Source organism: Kitasatospora sp. NPDC018619, assembly GCF_044391605.1.
Lineage (GTDB): Bacteria > Actinomycetota > Actinomycetes > Streptomycetales > Streptomycetaceae > Kitasatospora.
Window position 1 is genome coordinate 59,157 of sequence record NZ_JBISAI010000003.1, and the last position, 24,582, is coordinate 83,738.

At 74.1% G+C, this 24,582-nt stretch carries 18 protein-coding genes; 11 read left to right on the forward strand and 7 right to left on the reverse strand.

What is annotated here, in order from left to right:
• Positions 1-97 precede the first annotated feature (97 nt).
• From ACH5AR_RS05240 to ACH5AR_RS05250, 3 genes are all read left to right on the forward strand, one after another.
• Positions 98-1,366 carry an MFS transporter gene (locus tag ACH5AR_RS05240; RefSeq protein WP_396300038.1) on the forward strand — a complete coding sequence of 423 codons (1,269 nt, stop codon included), beginning with the start codon at positions 98-100 and terminating at the stop codon, positions 1,364-1,366.
• A 169-nt stretch (positions 1,367-1,535) separates the two neighbouring features.
• Positions 1,536-1,769 carry a hypothetical protein gene (locus tag ACH5AR_RS05245; RefSeq protein ID WP_396300039.1) on the forward strand — a complete coding sequence of 78 codons (234 nt, stop codon included), beginning with the start codon at positions 1,536-1,538 and terminating at the stop codon, positions 1,767-1,769.
• Between the two features lie 185 nt (positions 1,770-1,954).
• Positions 1,955-2,503 carry a methylated-DNA--[protein]-cysteine S-methyltransferase gene (locus ACH5AR_RS05250; protein ID WP_396300040.1) on the forward strand — a complete coding sequence of 183 codons (549 nt, stop codon included), beginning with the start codon at positions 1,955-1,957 and terminating at the stop codon, positions 2,501-2,503.
• Positions 2,504-2,551: 48 nt separating this feature from the next.
• On the opposite strand, the gene ACH5AR_RS05255 is transcribed toward ACH5AR_RS05250, so the two are convergent.
• Positions 2,552-3,622, reverse strand: coding sequence for an ATP-grasp domain-containing protein (locus ACH5AR_RS05255; protein ID WP_396300041.1), 1,071 nt, complete (start codon positions 3,620-3,622; stop codon positions 2,552-2,554).
• Between the two features lie 370 nt (positions 3,623-3,992).
• Here ACH5AR_RS05255 and ACH5AR_RS05260 point away from each other — a divergent pair, with 370 nt between their 5' ends.
• Positions 3,993-5,411, forward strand: a complete 1,419-nt coding sequence (locus ACH5AR_RS05260; protein ID WP_396300042.1) for a family 2B encapsulin nanocompartment shell protein — start codon at positions 3,993-3,995, stop codon at positions 5,409-5,411.
• Positions 5,412-5,556: 145 nt separating this feature from the next.
• Positions 5,557-6,606, forward strand: a complete 1,050-nt coding sequence (locus tag ACH5AR_RS05265) for a family 2 encapsulin nanocompartment cargo protein polyprenyl transferase (RefSeq protein WP_396300043.1) — start codon at positions 5,557-5,559, stop codon at positions 6,604-6,606.
• Between the two features lie 133 nt (positions 6,607-6,739).
• On the opposite strand, the gene ACH5AR_RS05270 is transcribed toward ACH5AR_RS05265, so the two are convergent.
• Entirely contained in the window at positions 6,740-7,780 is a 1,041-nt protein-coding gene (locus tag ACH5AR_RS05270; RefSeq protein ID WP_396300044.1) for an NAD-dependent epimerase/dehydratase family protein, read from the reverse strand.
• A gap of 200 nt (positions 7,781-7,980) precedes the next feature.
• Here ACH5AR_RS05270 and ACH5AR_RS05275 point away from each other — a divergent pair, with 200 nt between their 5' ends.
• Complete coding sequence (locus ACH5AR_RS05275; RefSeq protein ID WP_396300045.1) at positions 7,981-9,315, forward strand: DUF1254 domain-containing protein; 1,335 nt, start codon at positions 7,981-7,983, stop codon at positions 9,313-9,315.
• A 555-nt stretch (positions 9,316-9,870) separates the two neighbouring features.
• Here the strand turns inward: ACH5AR_RS05275 and ACH5AR_RS05280 are convergent.
• A complete protein-coding gene (locus ACH5AR_RS05280) occupies positions 9,871-11,682 on the reverse strand; it encodes a sigma-70 family RNA polymerase sigma factor (RefSeq protein ID WP_396300046.1) in 1,812 nt (603 codons plus the stop codon).
• 243 nt (positions 11,683-11,925) lie between these two features.
• On the opposite strand from ACH5AR_RS05280, the gene radA reads away from it, so the two are divergent.
• Complete coding sequence (gene radA / locus ACH5AR_RS05285) at positions 11,926-13,449, forward strand: DNA repair protein RadA (protein WP_396300047.1); 1,524 nt, start codon at positions 11,926-11,928, stop codon at positions 13,447-13,449.
• A gap of 200 nt (positions 13,450-13,649) precedes the next feature.
• Positions 13,650-14,708, forward strand: a complete 1,059-nt coding sequence (gene disA / locus ACH5AR_RS05290; protein ID WP_270151163.1) for a DNA integrity scanning diadenylate cyclase DisA — start codon at positions 13,650-13,652, stop codon at positions 14,706-14,708.
• 197 nt (positions 14,709-14,905) lie between these two features.
• Here the strand turns inward: disA and ACH5AR_RS05295 are convergent, their stop codons facing one another.
• The gene (locus tag ACH5AR_RS05295; protein ID WP_396300048.1) at positions 14,906-15,772 is read right to left on the reverse strand and encodes a hypothetical protein; all 867 of its coding nucleotides are present in this window, start codon (positions 15,770-15,772) and stop codon (positions 14,906-14,908) included.
• 193 nt (positions 15,773-15,965) lie between these two features.
• Between ACH5AR_RS05295 and ACH5AR_RS05300 the strand changes: the two genes are divergently transcribed.
• Positions 15,966-16,940: an A/G-specific adenine glycosylase gene (locus tag ACH5AR_RS05300; protein ID WP_396300049.1), complete on the forward strand. Its 975-nt coding sequence runs from the start codon at positions 15,966-15,968 to the stop codon at positions 16,938-16,940.
• Positions 16,941-17,007: 67 nt separating this feature from the next.
• Here ACH5AR_RS05300 and ACH5AR_RS05305 read toward each other — a convergent pair whose 3' ends face one another.
• Positions 17,008-18,603, reverse strand: coding sequence for an MDR family MFS transporter (locus ACH5AR_RS05305; protein WP_396300050.1), 1,596 nt, complete (start codon positions 18,601-18,603; stop codon positions 17,008-17,010).
• A gap of 221 nt (positions 18,604-18,824) precedes the next feature.
• Between ACH5AR_RS05305 and ACH5AR_RS05310 the strand changes: the two genes are divergently transcribed.
• Positions 18,825-19,457, forward strand: coding sequence for a TetR/AcrR family transcriptional regulator (locus ACH5AR_RS05310; RefSeq protein ID WP_396300051.1), 633 nt, complete (start codon positions 18,825-18,827; stop codon positions 19,455-19,457).
• Positions 19,458-19,471: 14 nt separating this feature from the next.
• Here the strand turns inward: ACH5AR_RS05310 and ACH5AR_RS05315 are convergent, their stop codons facing one another.
• A complete protein-coding gene (locus tag ACH5AR_RS05315) occupies positions 19,472-20,428 on the reverse strand; it encodes a M23 family metallopeptidase (RefSeq protein WP_396300052.1) in 957 nt (318 codons plus the stop codon).
• A gap of 356 nt (positions 20,429-20,784) precedes the next feature.
• Here ACH5AR_RS05315 and ACH5AR_RS05320 point away from each other — a divergent pair, with 356 nt between their 5' ends.
• Positions 20,785-21,975 (forward strand): threonine aldolase family protein, encoded by a 1,191-nt coding sequence (locus ACH5AR_RS05320; protein WP_396300053.1) that lies wholly within the window; start codon positions 20,785-20,787, stop codon positions 21,973-21,975.
• A 99-nt stretch (positions 21,976-22,074) separates the two neighbouring features.
• Here ACH5AR_RS05320 and ACH5AR_RS05325 read toward each other — a convergent pair whose 3' ends face one another.
• Complete coding sequence (locus ACH5AR_RS05325; protein ID WP_396300358.1) at positions 22,075-24,420, reverse strand: immune inhibitor A domain-containing protein; 2,346 nt, start codon at positions 24,418-24,420, stop codon at positions 22,075-22,077.
• Between the last annotated feature and the right edge of the window lie 162 nt (positions 24,421-24,582).

A 24,582-nucleotide genomic window follows, 5' to 3' on the forward strand; every position in this document is an offset into this window, starting at 1 on the left:
GGGAATCGGCATCGTGCAGGAAATTGATGCGAAAAGACTCAACTTTTTCTCCGTTATCCCTTGAACCGCTCTTCCCGGAACCGCAGACTTGCTGCCCATGGCAGTGCGAACCGACCGGCTCCCGGCCCGCCGCAGGCGCCCGGGAGGCCGTCTCGCCGTGCTCGGCGAGCGCGAATTCACGTGGTTCTTCCTCGGGTACACGACCTCCTTGGTCGGCTCCTCGATGGCGCCGGTCGCGGTCGCCTTCGCGGTGCTCGACGGCGGTGGCGGCGGCACCGGGCTGGGGTGGGTGATGGCGGCCCGGATCTTTCCGGTGGTGCTGGTGCTGCCGGCCGCCGGCGTGATCGCGGACCGGCTCGGCAGCCGCCGGGTGATGCTGGGCGCGGACCTGGTGCGCGGCCTGGTCCAGGCGCTGTTCGCCGGACTGCTGGCGGCCGGGCACGCGCCGGTGGGCGCCATGGTCGCGCTGGTGGCGCTCTGGGGCGCCGGTGAGGGGCTGTTCATGCCGGCCTTCGGCGCGGTCGTGCCCGACCTGGTGCACCGCAAGGAGCTGGCGGCGGACGCCAACACCCTGCTGGGGCTGGCCCGTTCGGTGTCCACCGCGGTCGGCCCGGCGACCGCGGGCCTGGTCACCGCCGCCTGGGGCCCGGCGACGGTACTGCTGGTCGACGCGGTGACGTACGGCGTCGGCGCCTTCGCGCTGGCCAGGCTGCGGCTGCCGGGGCGGGCGGCGGGGGGCGGCGGTGAGTCGGTGCTCCGGGAGGTGCGGGCCGGCTGGTCGGAGTTCGCCGCCCGCCCGTGGCTGTGGATCACCACGGTGCAGATGGGCCTGTTCAACCTCCTGGTCTGGGCACCCTTCCTGGTGCTCGGCCCGCTGCTCGCGCAGCGCGGCCTCGGCGGCGCGCGGGCCTGGGGCCTGGTGATGGGCGGGTACGGCGCCGGTGCGGTGCTGGGCGGGCTGCTGATGCTCGGCCGGAGGCCCGCCCGCCCGCTCGCGGTGGCGTCCGCGGCGGCGCTGGCCTGGGCGCTGCCCTCCGGGGCGCTCGCGACCGGGGCGGGGCTGCCCTGGGTGGCGGCCGCAGCGCTGGTGGCCGGGGTCGGCTCGGCGGTCTGCGGGACGCTCTACAGCACGACCACCCAGAAGTGGGTCCCGGTGGAACTGCTCGGCCGGCTGACGGCCTTCGGCGTGCTCGGCGCCTTCGCCCTCGGCCCGCTCGGGCTGGCGGCGGCCGGTCCGCTGGCGGGCCGGTTCGGTGCGGAGACCGTGCTGCTCCTCGGGGCGGTCTGGCAACTGGCGGCCGGGGCCGTAGTGTTGGCCGTACCGGCGGTACGGAACCGTCGCTGGGAGGAGGGCCCGGACAGCTGACCAACCCCTCGGACGGCTTCGGGGCGCACCCCCGGCCCGCCGCGCTCCGCGCCCGGCCGGCCCCGGAGCGCAACCGGCTGCCCCTCCCGCGCACGCGCGCCTCCGCGGCGGGCGGGGCGGCCGACCCGGTCGTACGGTGGAGGGCGGGGGGTGACGGAGGAGGTCGATCATGCCCGGCTCGCTCACCATCAGCCACCACGAGTCCGCGGTCACCCTGGACCACTCGGACGCGGAGCGGCTCGCCACCGTGCTGGCGGAACTGGCGTACCTGCTGGAGATCCCGGGGCCCAACCGGATCAACGAGGAACAGCTCGCCGTGCTGTGCGAGGGGCGCGCCCCGGACCGCGCCGACCTGGTGCACTGGTGCGCTTCCAACGCCCGGCAGCTGAAGGGGCAGTTCTGACCGGAGCCGCCCGGGCCCGGGCCGCGGGACCGCCGCGCCCGGGCCGCTCGCCGCGCCCGTGCCGTCCGCCGTACGAGGGGGCGGGGGCTGTCGGTCCCCCGCCGTACGATGGCGCGCGGGGCGGGGACGCCCCCCGGGTGCCGGGGTGGCCGGCGGCCGGTCCGGCGGAGGGTGGGGGCCCGAGCGTGCCGCAGTCCTGGTCGATGTCCTGGCTGACCGTGCCCACCCCGCTGCCCAGCGGGCCCATGCGCGTCGCGGTCACCCCGCTCGGGGTGGCCTCGGCCGGGTACACCGGCCCGCCCGAGGGCGAGGTGCCGCCGTGCACCGACGCGGCGAAGGCCGCCGCCGTCACCGAGCGGATCGGCGCCTACCTGGCGGGCCGCACCCGCGAGCTCGGCCTGCCGATCGACTGGAGCCTGAGCTCCGGGCCGCACCGCGCCGTGCTGCGGACGCTCTGGCGCGAGGTGCCGTACGGCCGGACCATCACCTACGGCGAACTGGCCGCCCGCAGCGGGGTGTTCGAGGACGTCACGGGGCCCGGCCTGGCCGCCCGCACGGTCGGACAGATGATGGCCGCCAACCCCGTACCCCTGCTGGTGCCCTGCCACCGGGTGGTGGCGGCGGACGGGATCGGCGGCTTCGGCGGCGGCCGGGTCGGCATCGAGGTGAAGCGCTGGCTGCTGACCCTGGAGGGGGTGCTGGAGCCGACCCTCGACTGGAACGGCCCGCTGTAGGAACGGCCCGCTGTAGGCCCCGGCCCGCTGTAGGACCGGCCCGGCCGGTCATGCCCGGGCCCGCAGCAGGGACACCCGGCCCGGCGCCCGGCGCGGCAGCACCGGCTGGACGCCCGGCACCAGCGTGTACTCGACGCCGCGTACGTCCGGCACCGCCCCCGCGCACTGCGGCCGCTCCCCGAGGGCCAGCCGCACCGCGTCCCAGGCCAGGTTGAGGCCGCACAGCCGCAGCTGGTGGAGCCCGGCGGCGGGGCGGGTGTTCACGTCGATGACCACCGGGCGGCCGTCGAGGCGGCGGAACTGCACGTTGGACAGGTACGCCAGCCCGGTCGCCCGGACCAGCCGGCGGACCGGGTCGAGGTAGCACTCCTCGGTGGTGAAGCCCCGGCGGCGGCCCTCCTTGGTGCGCCCGACCGCGACGATCGGGCTGCCGTCCCGGTCGGCGAGGCAGTCCACCGAGACCTCCGGCCCGTCCAGGTACGGCATCACCAGCAGGTCCACCGGCTCGCCGTCCGGGCCGCCGCCGGCCAGCGCCGCGGCCACCTGCTCGACCTGCACCCGGTGGTCCCAGCCGGCCAGCCGCCGTGCGCCGTACGGCTCCCGGGTGAGCACCCGGAAGCCCGCGCCCCCGGCGCCCGAGGTGGGCTTGAGGCAGGCGGTGTGCCCGGCGTCCTCGATCCGCTCGACGGCGTCCCACAGCTCTCCGGGGGTGCGCACCCGCCACCACGGCGGGACGGGCAGCCCGGCCCCGGCGATCGCCGCGTAGCCGTCGACCTTGCTGGTGAAGGCCGCTATCGCGGTGGCCGGCGGGCAGAGCAGCGCGGTGCCGATCGCTTCGAACTCCGGCCGGGCGAGGGCGATGGCGAGCTGGTGCAGCTGCGGGACGAAGACGTCGACGGCGTGCCGGGCGCAGTAGTCCAGCGCGTAGCCGACGTAGCCGTCCGCCGGCAGGTCGGCCGGCTCCGCGCTGCCGTGGTCGGCGGCGGCGAGCAGGGGTGAGTCCGGGTCCCCGTGGGTCGCGTGGACGACCACGGGGCGCGGGGCGGCGCGCAGTTGCTCGACGAAGAAGACGTTCTCGGCGTAGGTGCGGTTCAGCCAGACACGTACGGGTGCAGTCATATGGCTCTCCCGAGCAGCGAGTTGACGCGGGGTCAGGGAACCCTAGCGGCCTGTTCGAACGGCCCGGGCGGCGGGGTTCCCCGGCGGGCCGCGCGGGACCGCGCCGGGCGGCCCCGGGGGCGGGGCGAGGGGCGGGGGCGGGTCGGGGCACGGACCGGAGCGCGGATGGGGGAGGATAGGGCGCGGCACGCCGATATGTTCGAATAAACAGTCGAACAAATATCGATCGGGTGATCTATTCGTACTATTTGTTTAGCCATTCCGAACCACTCGAACGAGTGATTGCGGGGCGCACCCCCTGGGGCCCACCATGAAGCTGCAACACGCATGTGCAAGGTGACATTCATCGGGATATGCGAAGGGCCCCCTCATGTCGACCGAAACCAATGCCGGTATTCCCGCGCCCGGCGCGCGGTCGGGGATCCGGCAGCAGCAGGCTCTGAGCACGGCCGGCGCGCGGAACCTCGCGACGACCACCAAGTCGGCGCCGCAGATGCAGGGCATCAGCCCGCGCTGGCTGCTCAGGAAGCTGCCCTGGGTGCAGGTGTCCGGCGGTACCTACCGGGTGAACCGCCGCCTGCGCCACTCGGTCGGCCGTGGCCGGGTGGGCTTCGTCAAGACCGGGTCCGAGGTGCGGGTCGTCCCGCCCACGCTGGCCGAGGTGCCGGTGCTGCGCGGATTCCAGGACGAGGCCCTGCTGGAGGAGCTGGCCTCCCGCTTCGTGCAGCGGGACTTCGCCGCGGGCGACGTGCTGGTCCGGGCCGGGGCGCCGATCACCGAGGTCTTCCTGATCGCGCACGGCAAGCTCGACCGGCTGGGCACCGGCAAGTACGGGGAGGAGACGGTGGTCGGCGGCCTCGCCGACGGCGACCACCTGGGCGACGAGGCGGTCCGGCAGGACGGCGGGGAGTGGCCGTACACCGTCCGCGCCGCGACCTCCGGCACCGTGCTGTCGCTGTCCTGGTCGGCCTTCCAGGAGCTGCACGACCGCTCCGAGGCGCTCCAGCTCCAGGTCATCGAGTACCTGAACGGCTTCCAGCAGGCGCAGAACAAGCACGGCGAGGCCGCGATCGACCTTTCGGCCGGTCACTGGGGCGAGTACGAGCTGCCCGGCGCCTTCGTGGACTACGAGCTGAAGCCGCGCGAGTACGAGCTGAGCGTCGCGCAGACCATCCTCAAGGTGCACACCAGGGTCGCCGACCTCTACAACGAGCCGATGAACCAGACCGAGCACCAGCTGCGGCTGACCATCGAGGCCCTGCGCGAGCGGCAGGAACACGAGCTCGTCAACAACCCGGAGTTCGGCCTGCTCGCCAACGCCGCGTACGAGCAGCGCTTCCAGACCCACTCCGGCCCGCCCACCCCGGACGACATGGACGAGCTGCTCAGCCGCCGCCGCGGCACCCGCATGTTCCTGGCCCACCCCCGGGCGATCGCCGCCTTCGGCCGGGAGCTGAACAAGCGGGGCCTCAACCCGGGCACGGTCGAGGTCGACGGCAAGCAGATCCTCTCCTGGCGCGGGGTGCCGGTCTTCCCGTGCAACAAGATCCCGGTCGTCGGGAGCACCAGCTCGGTCATCGCGATGCGAATCGGCGAGGACAACCAGGGCGTCATCGGCCTGCACCAGACCGGAATTCCGGACGAATACCAGCCGGGCCTTTCGGTGCGGTTCATGGGAATCGACGACAAGGCCATCATCTCCTACCTGGTGAGCGCCTACTACTCCGCCGCGATCCTGGTGCCGGACGCGGTCGGGGTCCTGGAGAACGTGGACATCGCCCAGTACTGACGGTCGGCGGGGCCGGCCGCGGAGCCGGGCCGCCCGCCGGGGCCGCCGGCCTCCGGCGCGCGGGCCGTCCGGCCCCGGCTCCGCAACTCCGGTCCGTCGCACGGCGGGCCGTCCCACGACAGGCGCCCGACAGGGGGAGACACCCATGACCAGTCCCACGCTGGAGCGGGACCACAAAGAGGGGCACGAGGCGGCGGACATCCTCGCCCGGACCCGCGCCCTCGTCGACCCGGTCCTGCGGGCCGCCGTCGACTCGCTGCCCGGCACCATGCGCAGGGTGGCCGGCTACCACTTCGGCTGGTGGGAGGCGGACGGCACCCCCGCCGAGGCCCCCGCCGGCAAGGCGATCCGGCCGGCCATGGTCCTCGCCGCCGCCCAGGCGCTGGGCGGCAAGCCCGAGGAGGCCGTCGCCGCCGCGGCCGCGGTGGAGCTGGTGCACAACTTCACCCTGCTCCACGACGACGTCATCGACCGGGACGACACCCGGCGCCACCGGCCCACCGCCTGGCGGGTGTTCGGCACCACCGAGGCCATCCTGGCCGGGGACGCCATGCACTCCCTCGCGCTGCGCCTGCTCGCCGAGGACACCCACCCGGCCGCCCACGGCTCGATCCGCCGGCTCGCCGACTGCGTGGTCGAGCTCTGCGAGGGCCAGCAGATCGACTGCGCCTTCGAGCGGCGCGACGACGTCTCGCTGGCCGAGTGCCTGGCGATGGCGGAGGCCAAGACCGGTGCGCTGCTCGGCGCGGCCTGCGCGACGGGCGCCCTGTACGGGGGCGCCACCGAGGAGGCGGCGCAGGCGCTGGACGGCTTCGGGCGGGAGATCGGCCTGGCCTTCCAGCTGATCGACGACCTGATCGGCATCTGGGGGGATCCGGCGGTCACCGGCAAGCCGGTCGGTGCGGACCTGGTCGCGCGGAAGAAGTCCCTGCCGGTGGTCGCGGCGCTGGGCTCCGGCACCGTCGACGGCAAGCGGCTGGCCGAGCTGTACGCGGTCGAACGTCCTTTGACTCCGGAGGAGTTGGCGCAGTGCGCGGCCGCCGTGGACGCGGCCGGCGGGCGTGGCTGGGCACAGGGGGAGTCCTGCGAGCGGATGGCCACGGCGATGGCGCAGCTGGCCGCGGCCGTCCCGGAGCCGGCCGCGGCCGACGAACTGCTGGCGCTCGCCGAGCTGGTCACCCGCCGCAAGCACTGAGCGGGCCGCCGGCCGCCGTCGGGGCGCCCCTCCCGGTATCCCCTGGAGCGTCCTGGAGTGCCCTGGAGCGTCCTGGAGCGTCCTGGAGTGGGACGTGTCGGCCCGGCGGACTTCCCACTCCAGGACGCAGCCGTCAGCCGTGGGCGGCCAACAGCCGCCGCTCCTTGGCGGGTTCGATGCCCTGCCACAGCTGCCCGCCCGGCTGTCCCTTGCGCCCCTCGGCGTCGGTGTCCCCGGCCGGCCCGCGCGTCCGCAGCCACTCCCAGGTGTCCCGCGCCGTCTCGGCGAACGGTCGGCAGCGCAGCCCGGCCGCCTGCGCCCGGCCGGTGTCGGCCAGCCAGACGCCCGCCAGCTCGGGCACGTCCGGTGCCCAGAAGGGGAGTTCGGTCCAGGCGGCGACCCGGTCCGGCCCCTCGGCGAGCAGCGGCCCGTCCGGGACCCAGACCAGCTCGGTGTCCGCGGCGCCCGCGACCTCCCGGCAGGTCTCCAGCCACCCGCCGAAGCGGAGCCGGCCGGGCGGCGCGGTGGTGACGAACCGCCCCGCCGTCCCGGCCGTCAGCAGGTCCAGCCCGAAGACGGCGAAGTCCCGGACGTCGATGACCTGCATGGTCCGCCGCGGATCCCCCGGGGCGAGCACCCGCCCGCCGCGTGCCATCCGCTCCAGCCACCAGGGCAGCCGGCCGCCGGACTCGTACGGCCCGACGAGCAGCCCGCTGTTCAGCACCAGCGTGCGCGCGGCGCCGAACCCGGCCAGTACGGCGCGCTCGCAGCCGGCCTTCAGGGCGTTCCCGGGGGGCTGACCGGGCGGGGCGTCGGCGGGGCAGGGGTGCAGCGCGGAGTCCTCGTCGACCGGGCGGGCGGGCCAGTCGGCGAAGGCGTGCACGGAGGAGACGAAGGTGTAGTGGCCGGCCCGGTCGCGCAGCAGCCGGGCGCTCAGCGCGGCCTGGGCGGGCTGCTGGGCGGAGGTGTCGACGACGGCGTCCCAGCTGCGGCCGTCGACCAGCCGGGAGAGGTCCCCGGCGCTGTCGCGGTCGCCCCGGACGGCCTCGACGCCGGGCAGGTCGGCGGCGCTGCGGCCGCGGTTGAAGGTGGTCACCCGATGGCCCCGGGCGAGGGCCTCGGCAGCATAGGCCCGTCCGAGGAAGGATGAGCCCCCAAGCAGGAGGATCTTCATACCGACGACCCTCTCCCGGCCGCCCCGCCGGTACGCCCGGTTTAGCGCTCGGCAGATCCCGGGGTGCCGGGGTCCGTACGGCCCCGACCGAGGTGCCGCCCCACCCGGGCCCGCTTAGCATCCGAGAGAAGGACCGGCCCTGCCGCAGCCGCCGGCGGTGCCGGCCGGCCGAACGGCCCGCCGACGTCGAAGGACCCGTGATGAACCAGCCCGAGCTGGAGGCCCTGGCCGCCGACGCGTACGTCTACGGCTATCCGCTGGTCGCCGGCCTGACCATGGTCGAGCGCTTCGCCCGGGGCGGCCTGGGCACCCTGCCGGCGGCGCCGTTCAACCACCTCAGCCACGCCACCCGGCTGGCCGGCCCGGGCGACCACTTCGTCTCCGTCAACAACGACACGGTCTACTCGATCGCCCAGCTCGACCTCTCCGAGGGCCCGCAGGTGCTGCGCGTCCCGGACACCGGCGGTGCCTACTACGTGCTCCAGGTCATCGACGCCTGGACGGACAACGTCGCCTACCTCGGCCGCCGGGGCACCGGTACGGGCGCGCAGACCTGGCTGATCGTCCCGCCCCACTGGCACGGCACCCCGCCCGACCCCGACCGGGTGATCGAGCTGCCGACCACCGTCGGCACCCTCGTCGGCCGCTTCGCGTGCGCGGGCCCGGACGACCTCCCGCGGGTCCGGGCACTCCAGGACGCCCTGGAACTGGAGCCGCTGGAACCCGGTGGCGTGGCCGCCGGACTGCCCGAACCGGACGGCGACGTCCCGGAGCGCCTGGCCTTCTTCGAGCGGCTGCGGGTCTGGATGCAGGCCTTCCCGCCCGCCACCGCGGACATCGAGTACCAGCGCCGCTTCGCCCCGCTCGGGCTGCTGGACGACGGGGCCTCGCCGTACCGGGCGGCTGCCGCCGAATGGACGCTGGCGCTGGCCAAGGGGCTGGCGGCCGGCCGCGAACGGGTCGAGGACGCCACCCGCCCGCCCGAGGACCACCCGCCCGGCGAGTGGCGCGGCGCGCTGCACCTCTTCGACTACAACACCGACCACCTGGGCCCGGGCACCCTCGACGACCCCGAGTGGCGCATCCCCGACCGCCGCGCCGCCTACCTCAGCCGGGCCGCCGCCGCCCGGGCCGGCCTCTGGGGCAACCACGCCTACGAGGCCTCGTACGCGATGACCTACGACGACTCCGACGGCCGGCCGCTTACCGGCGTCCACGACTACATCCTGCACTTCGACCCGCCGCCCCCGGCCGGGGCGTTCTGGTCCGTCACGATGTACTCCGTCCCGGACTACTACCTGGTGGAGAACCCGATCGACCGCTATTCGATCGGCGACCGCACCCCCGGCCTGGTTTACGGCGAGGACGGCTCCCTCACCCTGACCCTCCGGCACGACCAACCCGAGGACCCGACCGCCGCCGCCAACTGGCTCCCCACCCCACCCGGCGAGTTCCGCCCGATCCTCCGCATCTACCAGCCCGAGCCCGCCGTCCTGGACGGCACCTACCAGGTCCCCCCGATCCGCCGGGTCTGACCGGGCGCGTGGGAAGTCGGTGGGGCCGACTTCTGGTGCTGGGTGGGGCGGGGGAGGCCCGTGGTTGGCTGGCTTGCGCAGGAAGTCGGTGGGGTCGACTTCTGGTGCTTCCTCGCGTCTTCCAGCCCGAGCCCGCAGTCTGGGGCGGCACGTGCCGGGTGTGGTCGGGCGCGTGGGAAGTCGGTGGGGTCGGCTTCTGGTGCTGGGGGGTGGGGGAGGCCCGTGGTTGCCTGGCCTGCACAGGAAGTCGATGGGGCCGACTTCTGGTGCTTCTTCGCGTCTTTCCGCCTGAGCCCGCGGTCTGGGGCGGCACGTGCCGGGTGTGGTCGGGCGCGTGGGAAGTCGGTGGGGCCGACTTCTGGTGCTTCCTCGCGTCTTCCAGCCCGAGCCCGCCGTCCGGGGCGGCACGTGCCGGGTCTGATCGGGCGCGTGGGAAGTCGGTGGGGCCGACCTCTGGCGCTGGGTGGAGCGGGAGGGAGGTGGTGTGGTTCCCCGGTGCCGCGCGTGAGAAGTCGGCCCGGCCGACTTCTCACGCAGAGCACCAACCCGCGCCCGCTACTGCCCGGAGGGGGAGGCGGTGGTGGTGGCCGTCGGGTGGGGCGAAGCGGACGGGCTGGGCGCCGTCGTGGCCGGGCCGGACGGGGACGGGGAGGACGTGGGGGAGCCGGAGGCGGTCGGCGACGGCGTCGGCACCGGGGTCGCCGTCGCGGGCGGAGTTGCGGGTGAAGTCGGCGCCGGCGAGGGGTCGGCCGGGGAGGAGGCGGAGCCCCCGCGGTTGTGCGGTCCGCCCTCCAGGGTGACCACCGCCTGGGAGGGCGGCAGCGCGATCCGGGCGGTCCACTGGGTCACGGGGGCCTGGTCCTCGTCGACCGTGACGATCACGGTGATCCGTTGGCCGGGCGCCAGGGTGCCGGAGTCGCGGCTGAGCCGGAGCCAGCCGGCCTCCGTCACCGCGTGCCAACGGATCTCGGTGGTACCGGAGTTGGTGAGGGTGAGGACGGTCCGGCTGCCGTACTCGGCGGCCTCGACGGTGAGCAGCCCGGCCGGGGCCGACTCGTCGGCGTCCGTGGCGGAGGCCCGGTCGACGGCCGGGGCCGGTGCGGCGACCAGGCTCGGGCTGGTCAGCGGGGTCGTGCCGTGGGCCGGGACGGGGATCACCGCACCCTGGAAGGCGAGCCGCGGAAAACCGGGAAGCAACGTTTCTGCACCGGCCGCACCGGCCCCCGCCAGCTCCATCCCGGGCAGGCCGGAGGCGCCCGGCCCCGCCGGGCCGTCCACCGCGGGCCGTGGCCGCTGCCCGCCCGGCCGCCCGGCCTCGTCCACCCGGACCGCCGACACCGCGGCCGCCGTCCCCGGGCCGCCACCGCCCCGGTGCCCGGCCCAGAGGGCGACCACCGGCGCCGCCAGGACGGCCGCCAGCACCCCGGTGGTCACCACCCGTCGGCGTACCGCCAGCCCGCGCCCCGCGTCCGGCGCCCGGTGCCGGGGGAAGCCGCCCTGGTCGAACCGCAGCCCCGGCTCCGCGACCCGCCCGGCCCCCGACGCAGCCGTCGCCCCCGCAGCCGCCGCGGCAGCCCCCGAGAGCTCCGCCGGAGCCCGCAGCAGCGTCAGCCCCGCCAGCCCGGCCGTCCCCGCCGCACCCTCCGCCGCCTCGCCCGCGGCGACCCGCTCCGCCGTCCCCCGGCAGGTCGGGCAGTCCACCACGTGCTGCACCAGCTCCCGGCGCAGCGCCGGCCCGAGCACCCAGTCCCGCCAGGACTCCGCCCCGGCCCCGCCGAGCCGGTCGAGCTCCGGGCAGCTGCCCACGCCGAGCACCAGCAGGGCCGCCCTGGTCCGGGCCACTTCGGCCTCGGCCCCGGCCAGCAGCGCGCGGGTCCGCTCGAACGGCAGGCCCAGCACCGCCGCCACCTCCAGCGGGGTGAGCCGGTGCCGGACGGACAGTTCCAGCGCCTCGCGCTGCTCCGGGTCGGTCCCGGCCGCCTCGGGCCACGCGAGCGAGGACAGCTCGCGCCGCCGCCGGGCCGCCTCGGCCTCGCCCGCTCCACCTCCACCTCCGCCGTCACCTTCGCCCCCGCCCCCGCCGTCGGCCGCACCCGGGCCGTCCCCGGCGAGCCGGCGCAGGCAGCAGTACCGGGCCAGCGAGAACAGCCAGGCACGCAACAGCCCGGGTTCGGTCAGGCGCTCGCCGTGCCGCCGAGCCAGTTCGCGGACCTCGCGCAGGGCGTCGGCCGCCGCGTCGTGCTCGCAGAGCACCGAGAGGCAGTAAGTGAACAGCCCGTCCACCTGCCGTTCGTACGCCGCGAGCGCGGCAGCGCCCCGCACCCCGGCCACGCCGCTCGCCCCGGCCACCCCGCTCGCCCCGGTCATCCGACCCACCCGGCCCACCCGGCCCGAGCCGCCCGCCCTGCCCGGCTCGACCGGCCCGACCGACCCGGTCGGCCCAACAGTTCTCGTCGTCACCCGTCCGACGGTAGAGAACGCGGACGGCTGATCCCGGCCATTCACCGCGTATGTACTTCTTTCGGGTAACAACATCGCCCATCTGTGTGGGCGCGCGGCGAGCCTGCCGGCGGACCGCCGTTGTCGGACCCAGGCGCTACGGTGGGCCGCATGCCTCCGCGTTCCAAGACCACCGCCAAGCCCCGCCCGGCGTACCGCTGCACCGAGTGCGGCAACCAGCTGCCCAAGTGGGTCGGTCGCTGCCCGGAGTGCAACGCCTGGGGCACGGTCGAGGAGTACGGCGCGGTGCCGATCCGCACCACGGCCGCCGGTCCGGTCAGCGCGCCCGCCCGCCCGATCGGCCAGGTGGACGGCCAGGTCGCGACGGCCCGCTCGACGGGCGTGCCGGAGCTGGACCGGGTGCTCGGCGGCGGCCTGGTGCCCGGCGCGGTGGTGCTGCTGGCCGGCGAGCCCGGTGTCGGCAAGTCCACCCTGCTGCTGGACGTCGCCGCCAAGGCGGCCACCGCGCAGCACCGCACGCTGTACGTCACGGGTGAGGAGTCGGCCGGCCAGGTCCGGCTGCGCGCGGACCGGATCAACGCGCTCTCCGAGCACCTCTACCTCGCCGCCGAGCAGGACCTCGGCGCGGTGCTGGGCCACATCGAGGCGGTCAACCCCGGCCTGCTGATCCTGGACTCGGTGCAGACCATCGCCTCCGCCGAGCTGGACGGCGCCCCCGGCGGCCCGGCCCAGGTCCGCGAGGTGGCGGGCGCGCTGATCCGGGCGTCCAAGGAGCGCGGCATGGCCACCCTGCTGGTCGGCCACGTCACCAAGGACGGCCAGATCGCCGGGCCGCGCCTGCTGGAGCACCTGGTGGACGTGGTGCTGAGCTTCGAGGGGGACCGGCACGCCCGGCTGCGGCTCATCCGCGGGGTCAAGAACCGCTACGGCGCCACCGACGAGGTCGGCTGCTTCGAGCTGCACGACGAGGGAATCGTCGGCCTGGCCGATCCCTCCGGCCTCTTCCTGACCAGGCGTGACAAGCCCGTCCCCGGCACCTGCCTCACCGTCACCCTGGAGGGCAAGCGCCCGCTGGTGGCCGAGGTGCAGGCGCTGATGGTGGATTCGCAGATCCCCTCCCCGCGGCGCACCACCTCGGGCCTGGAGTCCCCCCGGATCGCGATGATCCTGGCGGTGGTCGAGCGGCACGGCGGGGTGAAGCTCGGCAAGCAGGACATCTACACCGCGACGGTCGGCGGGGTGAAGCTGACCGAGCCCTCGGCGGACCTCGCGGTGGCCCTCGCGGTGGCCAGTTCCTCCACCGACACCCCGCTGCCGAGCAACCTGGTGGCGATCGGCGAGGTCGGCCTGGCGGGCGAGGTCCGCCGGGTGACGGGGGTGCAGCGGAGGCTCGCCGAGGCGCACCGGCTGGGCTTCACCCACGCCCTGGTCCCGCCGGACCCGGGCAAGGTGCCGCCGGGCATGAAGGTGGTCGAGGTGGCCGACATCGGCGAGGCGCTGCGGGCCATCCCGGGCCGCCGCCGCTCCGCCGCCAAGCCGCGCACCGAGCCGCGCGGTGAGGCACCGTCGGCGCCGCCCGCCCCGCGCTCCGCCCGGGCCGCGGACCGCCCGGCGGCGTACCCCGAGGAGCTGATGGACGGCTGGGAGCCGCTCGACTCCGACGAACTGCGCTGACCCAAGCCCTGCCGAAGCCACACACAGTTAGACTTTCCCCAGTCTCATTGGCCAGAAGGCAGTACCGAGCGGTACTGAGCGACAGAGCAACAGACCGCGGACCGGCGCACGGCGTGAGGCGCGCGGCACGGGTCGACCGGAGGAGTCACGTGGCAGCCAGCGACCGGGGGGCGGACAAGGCCTCCCGCGAGGAGGCCCTGCTGCGGGCCTCCCTCACCGCCATCGCGCCCGGTACCGCGCTTCGTGACGGCCTGGAGCGGGTCCTGCGGGCCAACACCGGCGGTCTGATCGTGCTGGGCTTCGACAAGACCGTCGAGTCCCTGTGCACCGGCGGCTTCGTCCTGGACGTCGAGTTCAGCGCCACCCGGCTGCGCGAGCTGTGCAAGCTGGACGGTGCGGTGGTGCTCGACAAGGACATCACCAAGATCGTCCGGGCCGGCGTGCACCTGATGCCGGACTCGACCATCCCCACCGACGAGACCGGGACCCGCCACCGCACCGCCGAGCGGGTCAACCGGCAGACCGGCTACCCGGTGGTCGCGGTCTCGCACTCGATGCGGCTGATCGCGATGTACGTCAACGGCACCCGCCGGGTGCTGGAGGACTCCACCACCGTGCTGTCCCGGGCGAACCAGGCGCTGGCCACCCTGGAGCGCTACAAGCTGCGCCTGGACGAGGTGGCCGGCACGCTCTCCGCGCTGGAGATCGAGGACCTGGTGACGGTCCGGGACGTCACCGCGGTGGCCCAGCGCCTGGAGATGGTCCGGCTGATCGCCACCGAGATCGCCGGTTACGTGCTGGAGCTCGGCATCGACGGCCGGCTGCTCTCGCTCCAGCTGGACGAGCTGATCGCGGGCGTGGAGCCGGAGCGCGAGCTGGTCGCCCGGGACTACTTCCCGGAGCGGGCCGCCAAGAAGGGCCGGACGGTCACCGAGGTGCTGGCCGACCTGGAGGCGCTCACCCACGCCGAGCTGCTGGACCTCCAGACCGTCGCCAAGGCGCTCGGCTACTCGGGCTCGCCGGAGTCGCTGGACGCGGCCGTCTCGCCGCGCGGCTACCGCCTGCTGGCCAAGATCCCGCGCCTGCCCAACACGGTCATAGAGCGGCTCGTCGAGCACTTCGGCGGCCTCCAGAAGCTGCTCGCCGCGAGCATCGACGACCTCCAGACCGTCGAGGGCGTCGGCGAGACCCGGGCCCGCTCGGTCCGCGAGGGCCTGTCCCGTCTTGCCGAATCGTCCATCCTGGAGCGCTACGTCTGACGGCTCGGCGCCTGACGGCTCCACGCACCCGTGCCGGCCCCCGGGGAACCGCCTCCCCGGGGCCGATCCATGCCCGTACGATCCACGCGCGCTCCGCCCCGTACGGCCCACGCGCGCCCCGCCCCCGTACGGTCCCGGACACGACGGAGCCCCCGGCCGTCGTACGGCCGGGGGCTCCGGGGGAGGGTGACCGGTCCTCAGCCGTCCAGCCGGATCGAGGCCCGGGCCGAGACCTTGTCCCCGGAGAGCCCGGTGAGTTCCGCGAGCACCACGTAGGTGCCGCTCGGCGGCGCGGTCTGGTCGGCGGTGGCGCACTGCGGCTTGCTGCGGCTGCGGTCCCAGGTGAAGGTCTCGGTCTGGCTGCCGTTGGCGCCCAGCTGCACCCAGATGCTGCCCTTGTCGGCCGGGCAGTCGCCGGAGGACCAGACCCGGTCGTTGTTGCTGCCGCTCACCGTGATCACGGAGGCGGTGCGACCCAGGTCCACCCGGCAGTTGGCGCCGGAGGAGTTCTTGACGGTCAGGGCCAGCCGGGGCTTGTCCTTGGGCTGGTACGCGTTCTGGGTGCCGGCCAGCTCCAGGGCCACCTGCGAGGAGGCGCAGACCGGCAGCGCCATGATCTCGGGGGTGTTCACCGCCGGAGCCGCCGCGCCACCGCCCGTGCCGCCGCCCGTGCCGCCCGCGCCCCCGGTACCGCCGCCGGCCGCCGGTGCGGCGCCGCCGCCGGGGGCCGGGTTGGCCCCGCCGGTCCCGGTGCCGCCGCTGAGGTTGACCTCGGTGCCGCCGCCGCCCGCCACCGGACCGGCACCGGCGCCGCCGCCGGCCGGGTGCGCCGCGGGGCCGCTCGGCGAGGCGCCGGGCGTGATGGCCTGGGCGGGCGTCTGGCTCTGGGACGGAACGGCCTGTGCGGCCTTGCCCTGTGAGCCGCCGTCACCGCCCCCGCCCTGATCGATCATCAGCCAGGCGATCAGCGCGACGACCGCCGCGACGGCGACGAGCACGACGACGCGCCGACGCCAGTAGATCGAGGCCGGCAGTGGTCCGACGGGTTGACGCAGAGAAGGCACGGTCAAACTCTACGAGACTGTGTGTGGCGATTGACTCACCAACACCGCACAGTCGCCCCTTCCTTCACATGATCCGCCATTTGACCCGTTCGAGCGAGCCCCGACCGGACGGTTTCCGGAGGTCGCCGGGATGATCCGGAGCGGTCTGATCGACTTCGGTCCGGTCGGCGGGGCGTGGGAGGATCGAAGGGCCATGACTGCCATCACCGCCCCCGCTGCCGACGCCGCCCCCGCCCCCGCCCCCGCCGCCGCCCTCGCCCCCGCCCCCGCTGCCGACGCCGTCCGGCCGCCGCTGCCCCTGCCGCTGTTCCACGCGACCGTCCTGGACTGGTACGAGGCGAGCAAGCGGGACCTGCCCTGGCGGACCCCGGACGCGACGCCGTGGGCCGTCATGGTGAGCGAGTTCATGCTCCAGCAGACCCCGGTCAAGCGTGTGCTGCCCGCCTGGGAGGCCTGGCTCACCCGCTGGCCGACCCCGGCCGACCTCGCCGCCGAGGCGCCCGGCGAGGCGGTCCGGATGTGGGGCAGGCTCGGCTACCCGCGCCGGGCGCTGCGCCTGCACGCGGCCGCGGTGGCGATCACCGAGCAGCACGGGGGCGAGGTCCCGGACGACCACGCCACCCTGCTCTCGCTGCCCGGCGTGGGGGAGTACACCGCCGCCGCCGTCGCCTCCTTCGCCTTCCGCCAGCGGCACGTGGTGCTGGACACCAACGTCCGCCGGGTCTTCGCCCGCGCGGTGACCGGCGTCGAGTACCCGGCCCAGGCCACCACCGCGGCCGAGCGCCGCACCGCCACCGCCCTGCTGCCGGCCGACGCGGAGACGGCCGCGACCTGGGCGGTCGGCGTGATGGAGCTGGGCGCGCTGGTCTGCACCGCGCGCGGGCCGGAGTGCGGGCAGTGCCCGCTGTTCACCGCCTGCGCCTGGCAGCGGGCCGGCCGGCCGCCGTACGAGGGCCCGGCCCGGCGCGGCCAGTCCTACGAGGGGACGGACCGCCAGGTGCGCGGCAAGCTGCTCGCGGTGCTGCGCGAGGCGCACGGGACGGTGCCGCAGGCCCGGCTGGACGCGGTCTGGCCGGACGCGGTGCAGCGGGCCCGGGCGCTGGACGGCTTGGTGGCGGACGGCTTGGTCGAGCCGGTCGAGCAGGGCGTCTACCGGCTGCCCCAGTAGGAACGGCGGGAACGACGGCGCCCCCGGGAGGACGGACCTCCCGGGGGCGCCGCACCGGCCGGAGCCGTCAGACGGCCGCCGCCTCCAGCGAGGACTCGGCCGGGGCCTCGCCCTTGCCGGTCCCGCGCAGCGGCACCTCGCGCAGGAACACCGCCGCGGCGATCGCGATCACGGCCACCCCGGCGCCCCACAGGAAGACGGTGTGCATGCCGTTGGACACCGCGTGGTGGTAGGCGTCCTGGACCGGCTCGGGCAGGGTGCGCAGCGCGGCCGGGCTCATCTGGCCCGGGTCCTTCACGCCGCCGCCCGCCGTGGCCTGCTCGCCGAGCCGCTCCTTCATGGTGTCCGTGACCCGGTTGTTGAACAGCGCGCCGAACAGCGCGACACCGAAGGAGCCGCCGATGGTGCGGAAGAGGGTGGCGGTGGAGCTGGCCACGCCCATGTCCTTGAGCTCGACGCTGTTCTGCGCGACCAGCATGGTGATCTGCATCAGGAAGCCCATGCCGGCGCCCAGCACGATCATCCAGCAGGCCGAGGTGAAGCTGCTGGTCCCGGTGCCCATGGTGGAGAGCAGGACCAGGCCGACGGTCATCACGACGGTGCCGATGATCGGGTAGATCCGGTACTTGCCGGTCTTGGTGACGGCCTGGCCGACCACCAGCGAGATCACCAGCATGCCGAACATCATCGGCATCAGCAGCAGGCCGGAGTTGGTGGCCGAGGCGCCCTGGACGATCTGCTGGTAGAGCGGCAGGAAGACGGTCGAGCCGAACATCACGAAGCCGACGATGAAGCCGATGATCGAGACCAGGGTGAAGTTCAGGTTCCTGAACAGGCTCAGCGGAAGCATCGGCTCCTCGACCCGCTGCTCCACGTAGCAGAAGGCGATCAGCGAGGCGGCGGAGAGCGCCGACAGGCCGAGGATCTCCTTGGAGCCCCAGGCGTACTGCTGGCCGCCCCAGGTGGTGATCAGCACCAGCGAGGTGATGCCGACGGTGAGCAGGACCGCACCCAGGTAGTCGATCTTGGCGGTGCTGCGGACCTTCGGCAGCTTCAGGGTGACGACGACCACCGCGAGCGCGACCACGCCGAGCGGCAGGTTGATGTAGAAGGTCCAGTGCCAGCTCAGGTGGTCGGTGATGAAGCCGCCGACCAGCGGGCCGCCGATGGTGGCGAGGGCCATCACCGCGGCGAACATGCCCTGGTACTTGCCGCGGTCGCGCGGCGGGACGAGCGCACCCATGATCGACATGACGCCGACCATCAGACCGCCGGCGCCGAGGCCCTGCACGGCGCGGAAGCCGATCAGCTCGTTCATGTTCTGCGACAGGCCGGACAGCGCCGAGCCCACCAGGAAGATCACGATCGAGGTGAGGAAGGTGCCCTTGCGGCCGTACATGTCGCCGAGCTTGCCCCAGATCGGGGTGGAGGCGGCGGTGGCCAGGGTGTACGCGGTGACCACCCAGGACAGGTGCTCGGCGCCGCCGAGGTCGCCGACGATGGTCGGCATCGCGGTGCCGACGATCAGGTTGTCGAGCATGGCCAGCAGCATGGTGACGACCAGGCCGATCATCACGAGGCGGATCTCGCGCGGGGACCGCGGTTGCTCCTCCTCGGCCGTCCTGTCCGTCGGCGCCGGGCCGGCGGTCTGGGGCTGTGACATGGGTGGGCTCTCCCGGAGGGTGGTTCGGACGGAGCGTTGCGCCGCGCGGCGGCTCACTTACTTGTCGCCCGGCTAGTTTATCGACGGTCGGCACGGTAGGTTGTTTCCTAGCCGGTCGTCAAGCCAGTTTTCCGACCGGCCTTCTGGGCAGGGAGAATGAGCCCGGGGTGGACCCACCCCGGGGTTCCGCAGTAGTCACCGACGCAGTCATGAGGCAGGCCATGGGCACTCCGCACAGCCCCCGCAGCGACACCCGGGCTCGCATCATCGAGGTGTCACTGGAGCTCTTCTCGGAGCAGGGCTACGAACAGACCTCACTGCGCGAGATCGCCGACCGCCTGGGCGTCACCAAGGCCGCGCTCTACTACCACTTCAAGACCAAGGACGACATCGTCCTGGGCATCGTCGAGCGGATGGCCGCGCCGATCGACGAGTCCATCGCGTGGGGCCGCGAGCAGGCCTGGAGCCCGGAGATGCGCGACGAGCTGATCCGGCGCTTCGCGGACGGGATGGCCGAGCGGGCCCCGCTGCTGCGCTTCTTCCACGAGAACCAGCCCGCGCTGCGCGAGTCCCGGGCCGGGCTGGCCTTCAAGGACCGCATGATCACCATGGTGCAGCTGGTGCACGGGCCGGGCGCGGACTTCCACGACCGGCTGCGGGCCGCGATGGCGCTGTTCACCGTCCACTCGGCGCTGTTCCTGTTCAAGCAGGACAGCACGGACTGCGGCCACGCCCGGAACGTGTGGGGCGAGGAGCCGCCCCTGGCGGACGTGGACGTCGCGATCGCGACGGCCCGGGACATCGCGCTGGAGATCGGCACCCGGATCGGCCCTCCCGCCCCGGCCCGCGGCTGAGGGCGCCGGCCGGCTCAGAAGTCCGTGACGCCGTGCCCCGCGAGGTACGCGACCGGGTTGACCACCGCGCCGTAGCGGTTGCTGGTGCGGATCTCGAAGTGCAGGTGCGGGCCGGTCGAGTTGCCGGTGGTCCCGGACAGTCCGACCCGCTCCCCCGCGGACACCCGCTGGCCCGCCGAGACGGCCAGCGAGGACAGGTGGGCGTACTGCGCGAAGTGGCCGTCCGCCAGCCGCAGCACGACCTCCTTGCCGTACGCGCCGTCCCAGCCGGCCGACACCACGGTCGCGTCGCCGACGGCCAGCAGCGGCGTGCCCGGGGCGACCGCGAAGTCCACCCCGGTGTGGTACCCGGCCGCGTAGCTGCGGTTGGGCTTCCCGTACGGATTGCTGGTCGGGGCGTTCGGCACCGGCGCCGACCACCCGGGGGCCGGTGCCGGCTCGGGTGCGGGCTCGGGTTCGGCCTCCGGGGCCGGCTCGCCGCCGGGCTGGGGCTGCGCCCCCGGCTCCGGCCCGGGTGCCGGCGCCGGTGCCGGCGGTTCGAGCGGCAGCAGGTTGTCCGCCACCCCCACGAACTGCTGGGCCGAGTCGCCGTCGTCGGGCAGCTTGTACGGGCTGGGGCCGGCCACCTGGACCAGCCCCGCGTTCGGCACCTCCGCCCGCGGCACGGTGAAGGCCGAGCTGCCCGGCGTGGTGGGCAGCACGGTCTGCGCCGAGGCGGTGCCCGGGGCGGCGACCAGCAGGGCGCCGGCGAGCAGCGTGGCGGCGGCGCCGGCCGAGACCAGCGCGTGGTCGTGCTCGGCGCGCTGGCGGCTGCCGGGCAGCGTGGCGTGCCGGGGGTGGGCGAGCGCGCGCAGCGGCGCGGCCTGGGTGCGGACGGCGTGGCCGATCCGGGGCTGCCAGACGGCGGCCCGGGCCGCCGTACGGGCGGCGAGCCGGCGCAGGGCCGGCCCCACGGGCGGGACGGTGGACATCGCTTGCCGAACCTCACGGGTCGTACGGGGGCAGCACCAAGGGCCCGTTCGGGCGCGTGCTGAGCGGGGGACCACTCAGGTGTAACGGTCACCGAGCGGAGTCCCAAACGGGGTGACGTACTACGGCGTGTAGTCATCGTGGCGCCGGAGATTCAAACCGACGGAGTAATGATCATGAGATCCGATCGCTGACCACCGCCGCGGGGTCGACGCCGCCGTGCGGGCCCCGCTACTACCGTTCGTCGTACCGCCCCGGAGGCCTGTGACCAGCACCACGCGCCGCCGGGGTTTGGCGGCCCGGTCCGCTTTCCGTCCGCGCCGCTGACCGGCCCGGCCCGCTGCGGGACCATCGAGCCATGAATGCCAACAGGAGCGAAGACGCCGCCCCCGGCCCCGGCCCGAGCCTGTCGGACCGCCGCTTCGCCGCCCTGCGGGGCTGCGAGCGGCTGCTGTCCGGGGTCCGGCCGCAGAGCATCCGCGAACGCCTCGCCGACCTGGCCGGCCCGCCGCCGGGCGCCGCCCCCGGCCCGTACCCGGGCCCCGACCTGGACGGCCGCCCGGACCAGTACGGCGACGGCGTGGTCCGCACCCTGGAGCGGCGGGTCGCCGAGCTGCTCGGTGCCGAGGACGCGGCCTTCTTCCCGACCGGCACGATGGCCCAGCAGGTCGCCCTGCGGATCCACGCCGAGGCGGCCGGGTGGCGCACCGTGGTCACCCACCCGCTGGCCCACACCGAGCGGCACGAGCGGCACGCGCTCGGCGTGCTCTCCGGGCTGCGCAGCCTCTGGCCGACCGCCGCGCCCCGCCAGCCCACCGCCGAGGAGCTGCGCGCCCTGGACGAGCCGTACGCCGCGCTCAGCCTGGAGCTGCCGCTGCGCGACGCCGGGTTCGTGCTGCCCGGCTGGGCGGAGCTGGTGGAGCTGGCCGCGGTGGTGCGGGAGGAGCACGGCGCGGCGCTGCACCTGGACGGCGCCCGGCTCTGGGAGTCCGCCGTCGCCCTCGGCCGGCCGCTGCCGGAGCTCGCCGGGCTGGCCGACTCCGTCTACGTCTCCTTCTACAAGACGCTCGGCGGGATCAGCGGCGCCGCGCTGGCCGGCCCGGGCGCCTTCGTGCGCACCGCCCGCGCCTGGCGGCACCGCTACGGCGGGCAGCTCTACCAGCAGTGGCCGTTCGCGCTGGCCGCGCTGGCCGGGCTGGAGCGGGAGCTGCCGAGGCTGCCCGGCTACCTGGCGCACGCCCGGACGGTCGCCGGGGCGCTGGCCCGGGCGTTCGCGGCCGTTCCCGGCGCCCGGGTGCACCCGGCGCCGCCGCACACCCACCAGTTCCGGCTCTGGCTGCCGTACCCGGCCGGGGAGCTGGAGGAGGCCGGGCTGGGGCTGGCCGAGGACACCCGGATCGGGCTGTTCGGCGCCTGGCGCCCGGGCGGGGTACCGGGGCTGTCGATGACCGAGGTCACCGTCGCCGGGCCGGCCCTCGACTGGACGGCGGCCGACGTCGCGGTGGCGGCCGCGGCCTTCCTGGACCGGCTGCCGGCCGGGCGGGCCTGACGACGCGTCCGGCCCGCCCCCGCGTGCTGCGGGGACGGGCCGGACGTGGTGTCGTCAGAGCTGCCTGGTCACAGGCCGATCGCTACCGGAGGGCGGCGGTCAGTTGTCGACCGGGCGGACCCGGATCCAGGTCTCCAGGTAGTTCGAGGACTCGTTCTCGATCTCGATGCTGGTGCCGGTCTTCGGGACGTTGACACCGCTGTACGGGTTGTCCTTGGTCCACCACGACTTCAGGTCGTTGAACTCGTCGACGCCCTTGGCCTTCGGGACGACGGTCTCGACGCCGGCCTTGTGCAGGGTCATCCCGGAGGTGCGGCGGGAGCCGAAGGTGGAGTCGTAGCCCTGCATGCGCGGACGCATCAGGGAGCCGTCGGTCCACTTCAGCGGGGTCGGGTGCGAGTCGACCGGCAGGATCAGGCCCTGGCCGGGGTGGGCGCTGACGTTGTTGTCGGTCTGCGACTCGTCCCAGTACCAGATCAGCAGGCCGGGCTGGTACGGGTAGTACTCGACCCAGTTCGGGCGGTCGGCGAAGCCGAAGTTGTACGGGCCGGTCTTCAGGGTCCGGTCGTAGGACACGTACTGCCGGTTCTCCGCGATGTAGTACTGCGCGTAGTCCTTGGTGTACGAGCCGCCGAAGCGGGAGAAGCCGCCGGCCACCCAGCCGTTGTCACCGTTCTCGACGTCGTCGCTGAACACGGTGGCGCCGTCGGCGACGACCGCGATGTTGTCCAGCGTCAGGCCGCGGTAGTGCAGGCCGCCGTCGGTGGTGTTGTGGTAGCGGAACTTGATCTGCTGGCCCGCGAAGGCGTCCAGGTTGAAGGAGAGGTCGCCCCAGGCGGCCACCTGGCCACTGAGGGCCGGACGGCCGTTCTCGCGGGGCAGCGCGGCGCCGTTCCAGGTGCCGTCGACGACGGTCCAGGTCTTGCCGCCGTCGGTGGAGACCTCGCCGAACGCGTAGTCGAAGTCCTGCTCCAGCTCGTACCAGGCCTTGGCGTTGATGGCGGCCTTGGTCTTGCCGGTCAGGTCGATGTCGCGGGTGAGCGTGACGTTCAGGTTGTCGGCGCTGCCGCTCCACCACTCACCGGTGCCGGCGAACGGCTTGTTGATCTCGGTGGTGATCTTCTTCGCGGGCAGGTCGACGATCAGGCCCTGCGGCAGGTTGCTGTTGTACTCCGCCGGGCCGATGTGGTGGGTCGACTCGGTGCCGGCCTTGGCGCGGTCGGCCTTCAGCCAGCCGAGCTGGTACTTGCTCCAGGCGTCGAGGTCGTTCGGCATGTCGCCGATGGCGCCCTTGCCCTCGCCGAGCCAGGAGCCGGAGGACATCAGCGACCAGAAGCCGACCGAGTTGTCGATGCCCTTGCCGGCGGTGTCGTAGAGGTCCGGCAGACCGAGGTCGTGGCCGTACTCGTGGGCGAAGACGCCGAGGCCGCCGTTCTCCGGCTGCATCGTGTAGTCGCCGATCCAGACGCCGCTGTTGCCGACCTGGACGCCGCCGAGCTTGTTGCCGTCGGGGCCGGCCGTGCCCTGGAGGTTGCCGTAGACGTACGAGCGGTGCGCCCACAGGGCCTTGCTGCCCTGCTTGCCGCCGCCGGCCGACTTGTCCTCGCCGGCGTGCACGATCTGGAAGTGGTCGATGTACCCGTCGGGCTGGTTGAAGTTCCCGTCGTGGTGCGACCCGTAGCGGTCCCACTGGTCGTACTGGGCCAGCGTCGCCTTGATCTGGGCGTCGGTCTGACCCTTGGCCAGCTGGTCCTTGTACCAGATGTCCACGGCGTCGCGGATCAGGTCCTGCGCGCTGGCGCAGACGTTGGAGCCGCAGTAGTCGGAGCCGTAGCGGGCCTCGTTCCACGGGACCCGCACCCAGTCCGAGACCACGCCGTCGACCGAGTAGCGGCCCGAGGACTGCTGCTCGTAGTAGGTCTTCAGCGAGGGCTTGTCCTTGGCGAAGTACAGGTCCTGGAAGTGCTGCTGGTTGTAGTCGGCCTGCCACGCGGTCGAGTTGTTGGTGGCCGGGTCCGGCTTGGCGATCTCGTTGTGCTTCGGGCCGGGCTCGCCGCCGTACTTGACCTTGCCGTCGGCCGTCTTCGTGGTGTTGTCCACCTGGTCACCGAAGTCGACCAGAATGGTGAAGATCTTGTCCGTGCGCTCGCGGGCGAGCTCGACGTACTTGTCCTTGCCGAGCTTCACGCTGGTCGAGCCGTTGTGCTTCTCGACCTCGGCGGTGCCGTCGAGCAGCTTCTGGGTGGCGGCCTTCTGCTCCGCCTCCACCTTCGCCGTCAGCGGGCCCGGAAGGTTGTGCTCGGTGCTCTGGACGGCCTCGGCCGGGTCCCGCGGGACCGGGGCCGAGCCGGCGGCGACGGCGGTGCCCGGGAACAGGCCCGCGCCGAGCGTGACTATGACCGCTGCGGCGGTGGCGCCCGCAGCGGTTCTCCTGGTGTTCTTCAACGTGGTGACGTCCTCCCCGACCGGGGCCAGCTCTTGGCCAAAGCCCGGCAAACCAAAATGAAAGACAGGTGGACGTCATTTGATCCAAGCGTGCACGGAAAAGATAGACCTTGACCGTGACATGGTCACGGCGCTATGCTCCGCGGCTTCCCATCATCTGAC

What these genes read in the sequence shown, in the direction of transcription:
- ACH5AR_RS05320 (WP_396300053.1), top strand. Translation starts at nt 20,785, where the DNA reads ATGAATGCCAACAGGAGCGAAGACGCCGCCCCCGGCCCCGGCCCGAGC.
- ACH5AR_RS05280 (WP_396300046.1), bottom strand. Translation starts at nt 11,682, where the DNA reads ATGACCGGGGCGAGCGGGGTGGCCGGGGCGAGCGGCGTGGCCGGGGTG.
- ACH5AR_RS05255 (WP_396300041.1), bottom strand. Translation starts at nt 3,622, where the DNA reads ATGACTGCACCCGTACGTGTCTGGCTGAACCGCACCTACGCCGAGAAC.
- ACH5AR_RS05315 (WP_396300052.1), bottom strand. Translation starts at nt 20,428, where the DNA reads ATGTCCACCGTCCCGCCCGTGGGGCCGGCCCTGCGCCGGCTCGCCGCC.
- ACH5AR_RS05260 (WP_396300042.1), top strand. Translation starts at nt 3,993, where the DNA reads ATGTCGACCGAAACCAATGCCGGTATTCCCGCGCCCGGCGCGCGGTCG.
- ACH5AR_RS05275 (WP_396300045.1), top strand. Translation starts at nt 7,981, where the DNA reads ATGAACCAGCCCGAGCTGGAGGCCCTGGCCGCCGACGCGTACGTCTAC.
- ACH5AR_RS05310 (WP_396300051.1), top strand. Translation starts at nt 18,825, where the DNA reads ATGGGCACTCCGCACAGCCCCCGCAGCGACACCCGGGCTCGCATCATC.
- ACH5AR_RS05245 (WP_396300039.1), top strand. Translation starts at nt 1,536, where the DNA reads ATGCCCGGCTCGCTCACCATCAGCCACCACGAGTCCGCGGTCACCCTG.
- ACH5AR_RS05270 (WP_396300044.1), bottom strand. Translation starts at nt 7,780, where the DNA reads ATGAAGATCCTCCTGCTTGGGGGCTCATCCTTCCTCGGACGGGCCTAT.
- radA (WP_396300047.1), top strand. Translation starts at nt 11,926, where the DNA reads ATGCCTCCGCGTTCCAAGACCACCGCCAAGCCCCGCCCGGCGTACCGC.
- ACH5AR_RS05300 (WP_396300049.1), top strand. Translation starts at nt 15,966, where the DNA reads ATGACTGCCATCACCGCCCCCGCTGCCGACGCCGCCCCCGCCCCCGCC.
- ACH5AR_RS05305 (WP_396300050.1), bottom strand. Translation starts at nt 18,603, where the DNA reads ATGTCACAGCCCCAGACCGCCGGCCCGGCGCCGACGGACAGGACGGCC.
- ACH5AR_RS05240 (WP_396300038.1), top strand. Translation starts at nt 98, where the DNA reads ATGGCAGTGCGAACCGACCGGCTCCCGGCCCGCCGCAGGCGCCCGGGA.
- ACH5AR_RS05265 (WP_396300043.1), top strand. Translation starts at nt 5,557, where the DNA reads ATGACCAGTCCCACGCTGGAGCGGGACCACAAAGAGGGGCACGAGGCG.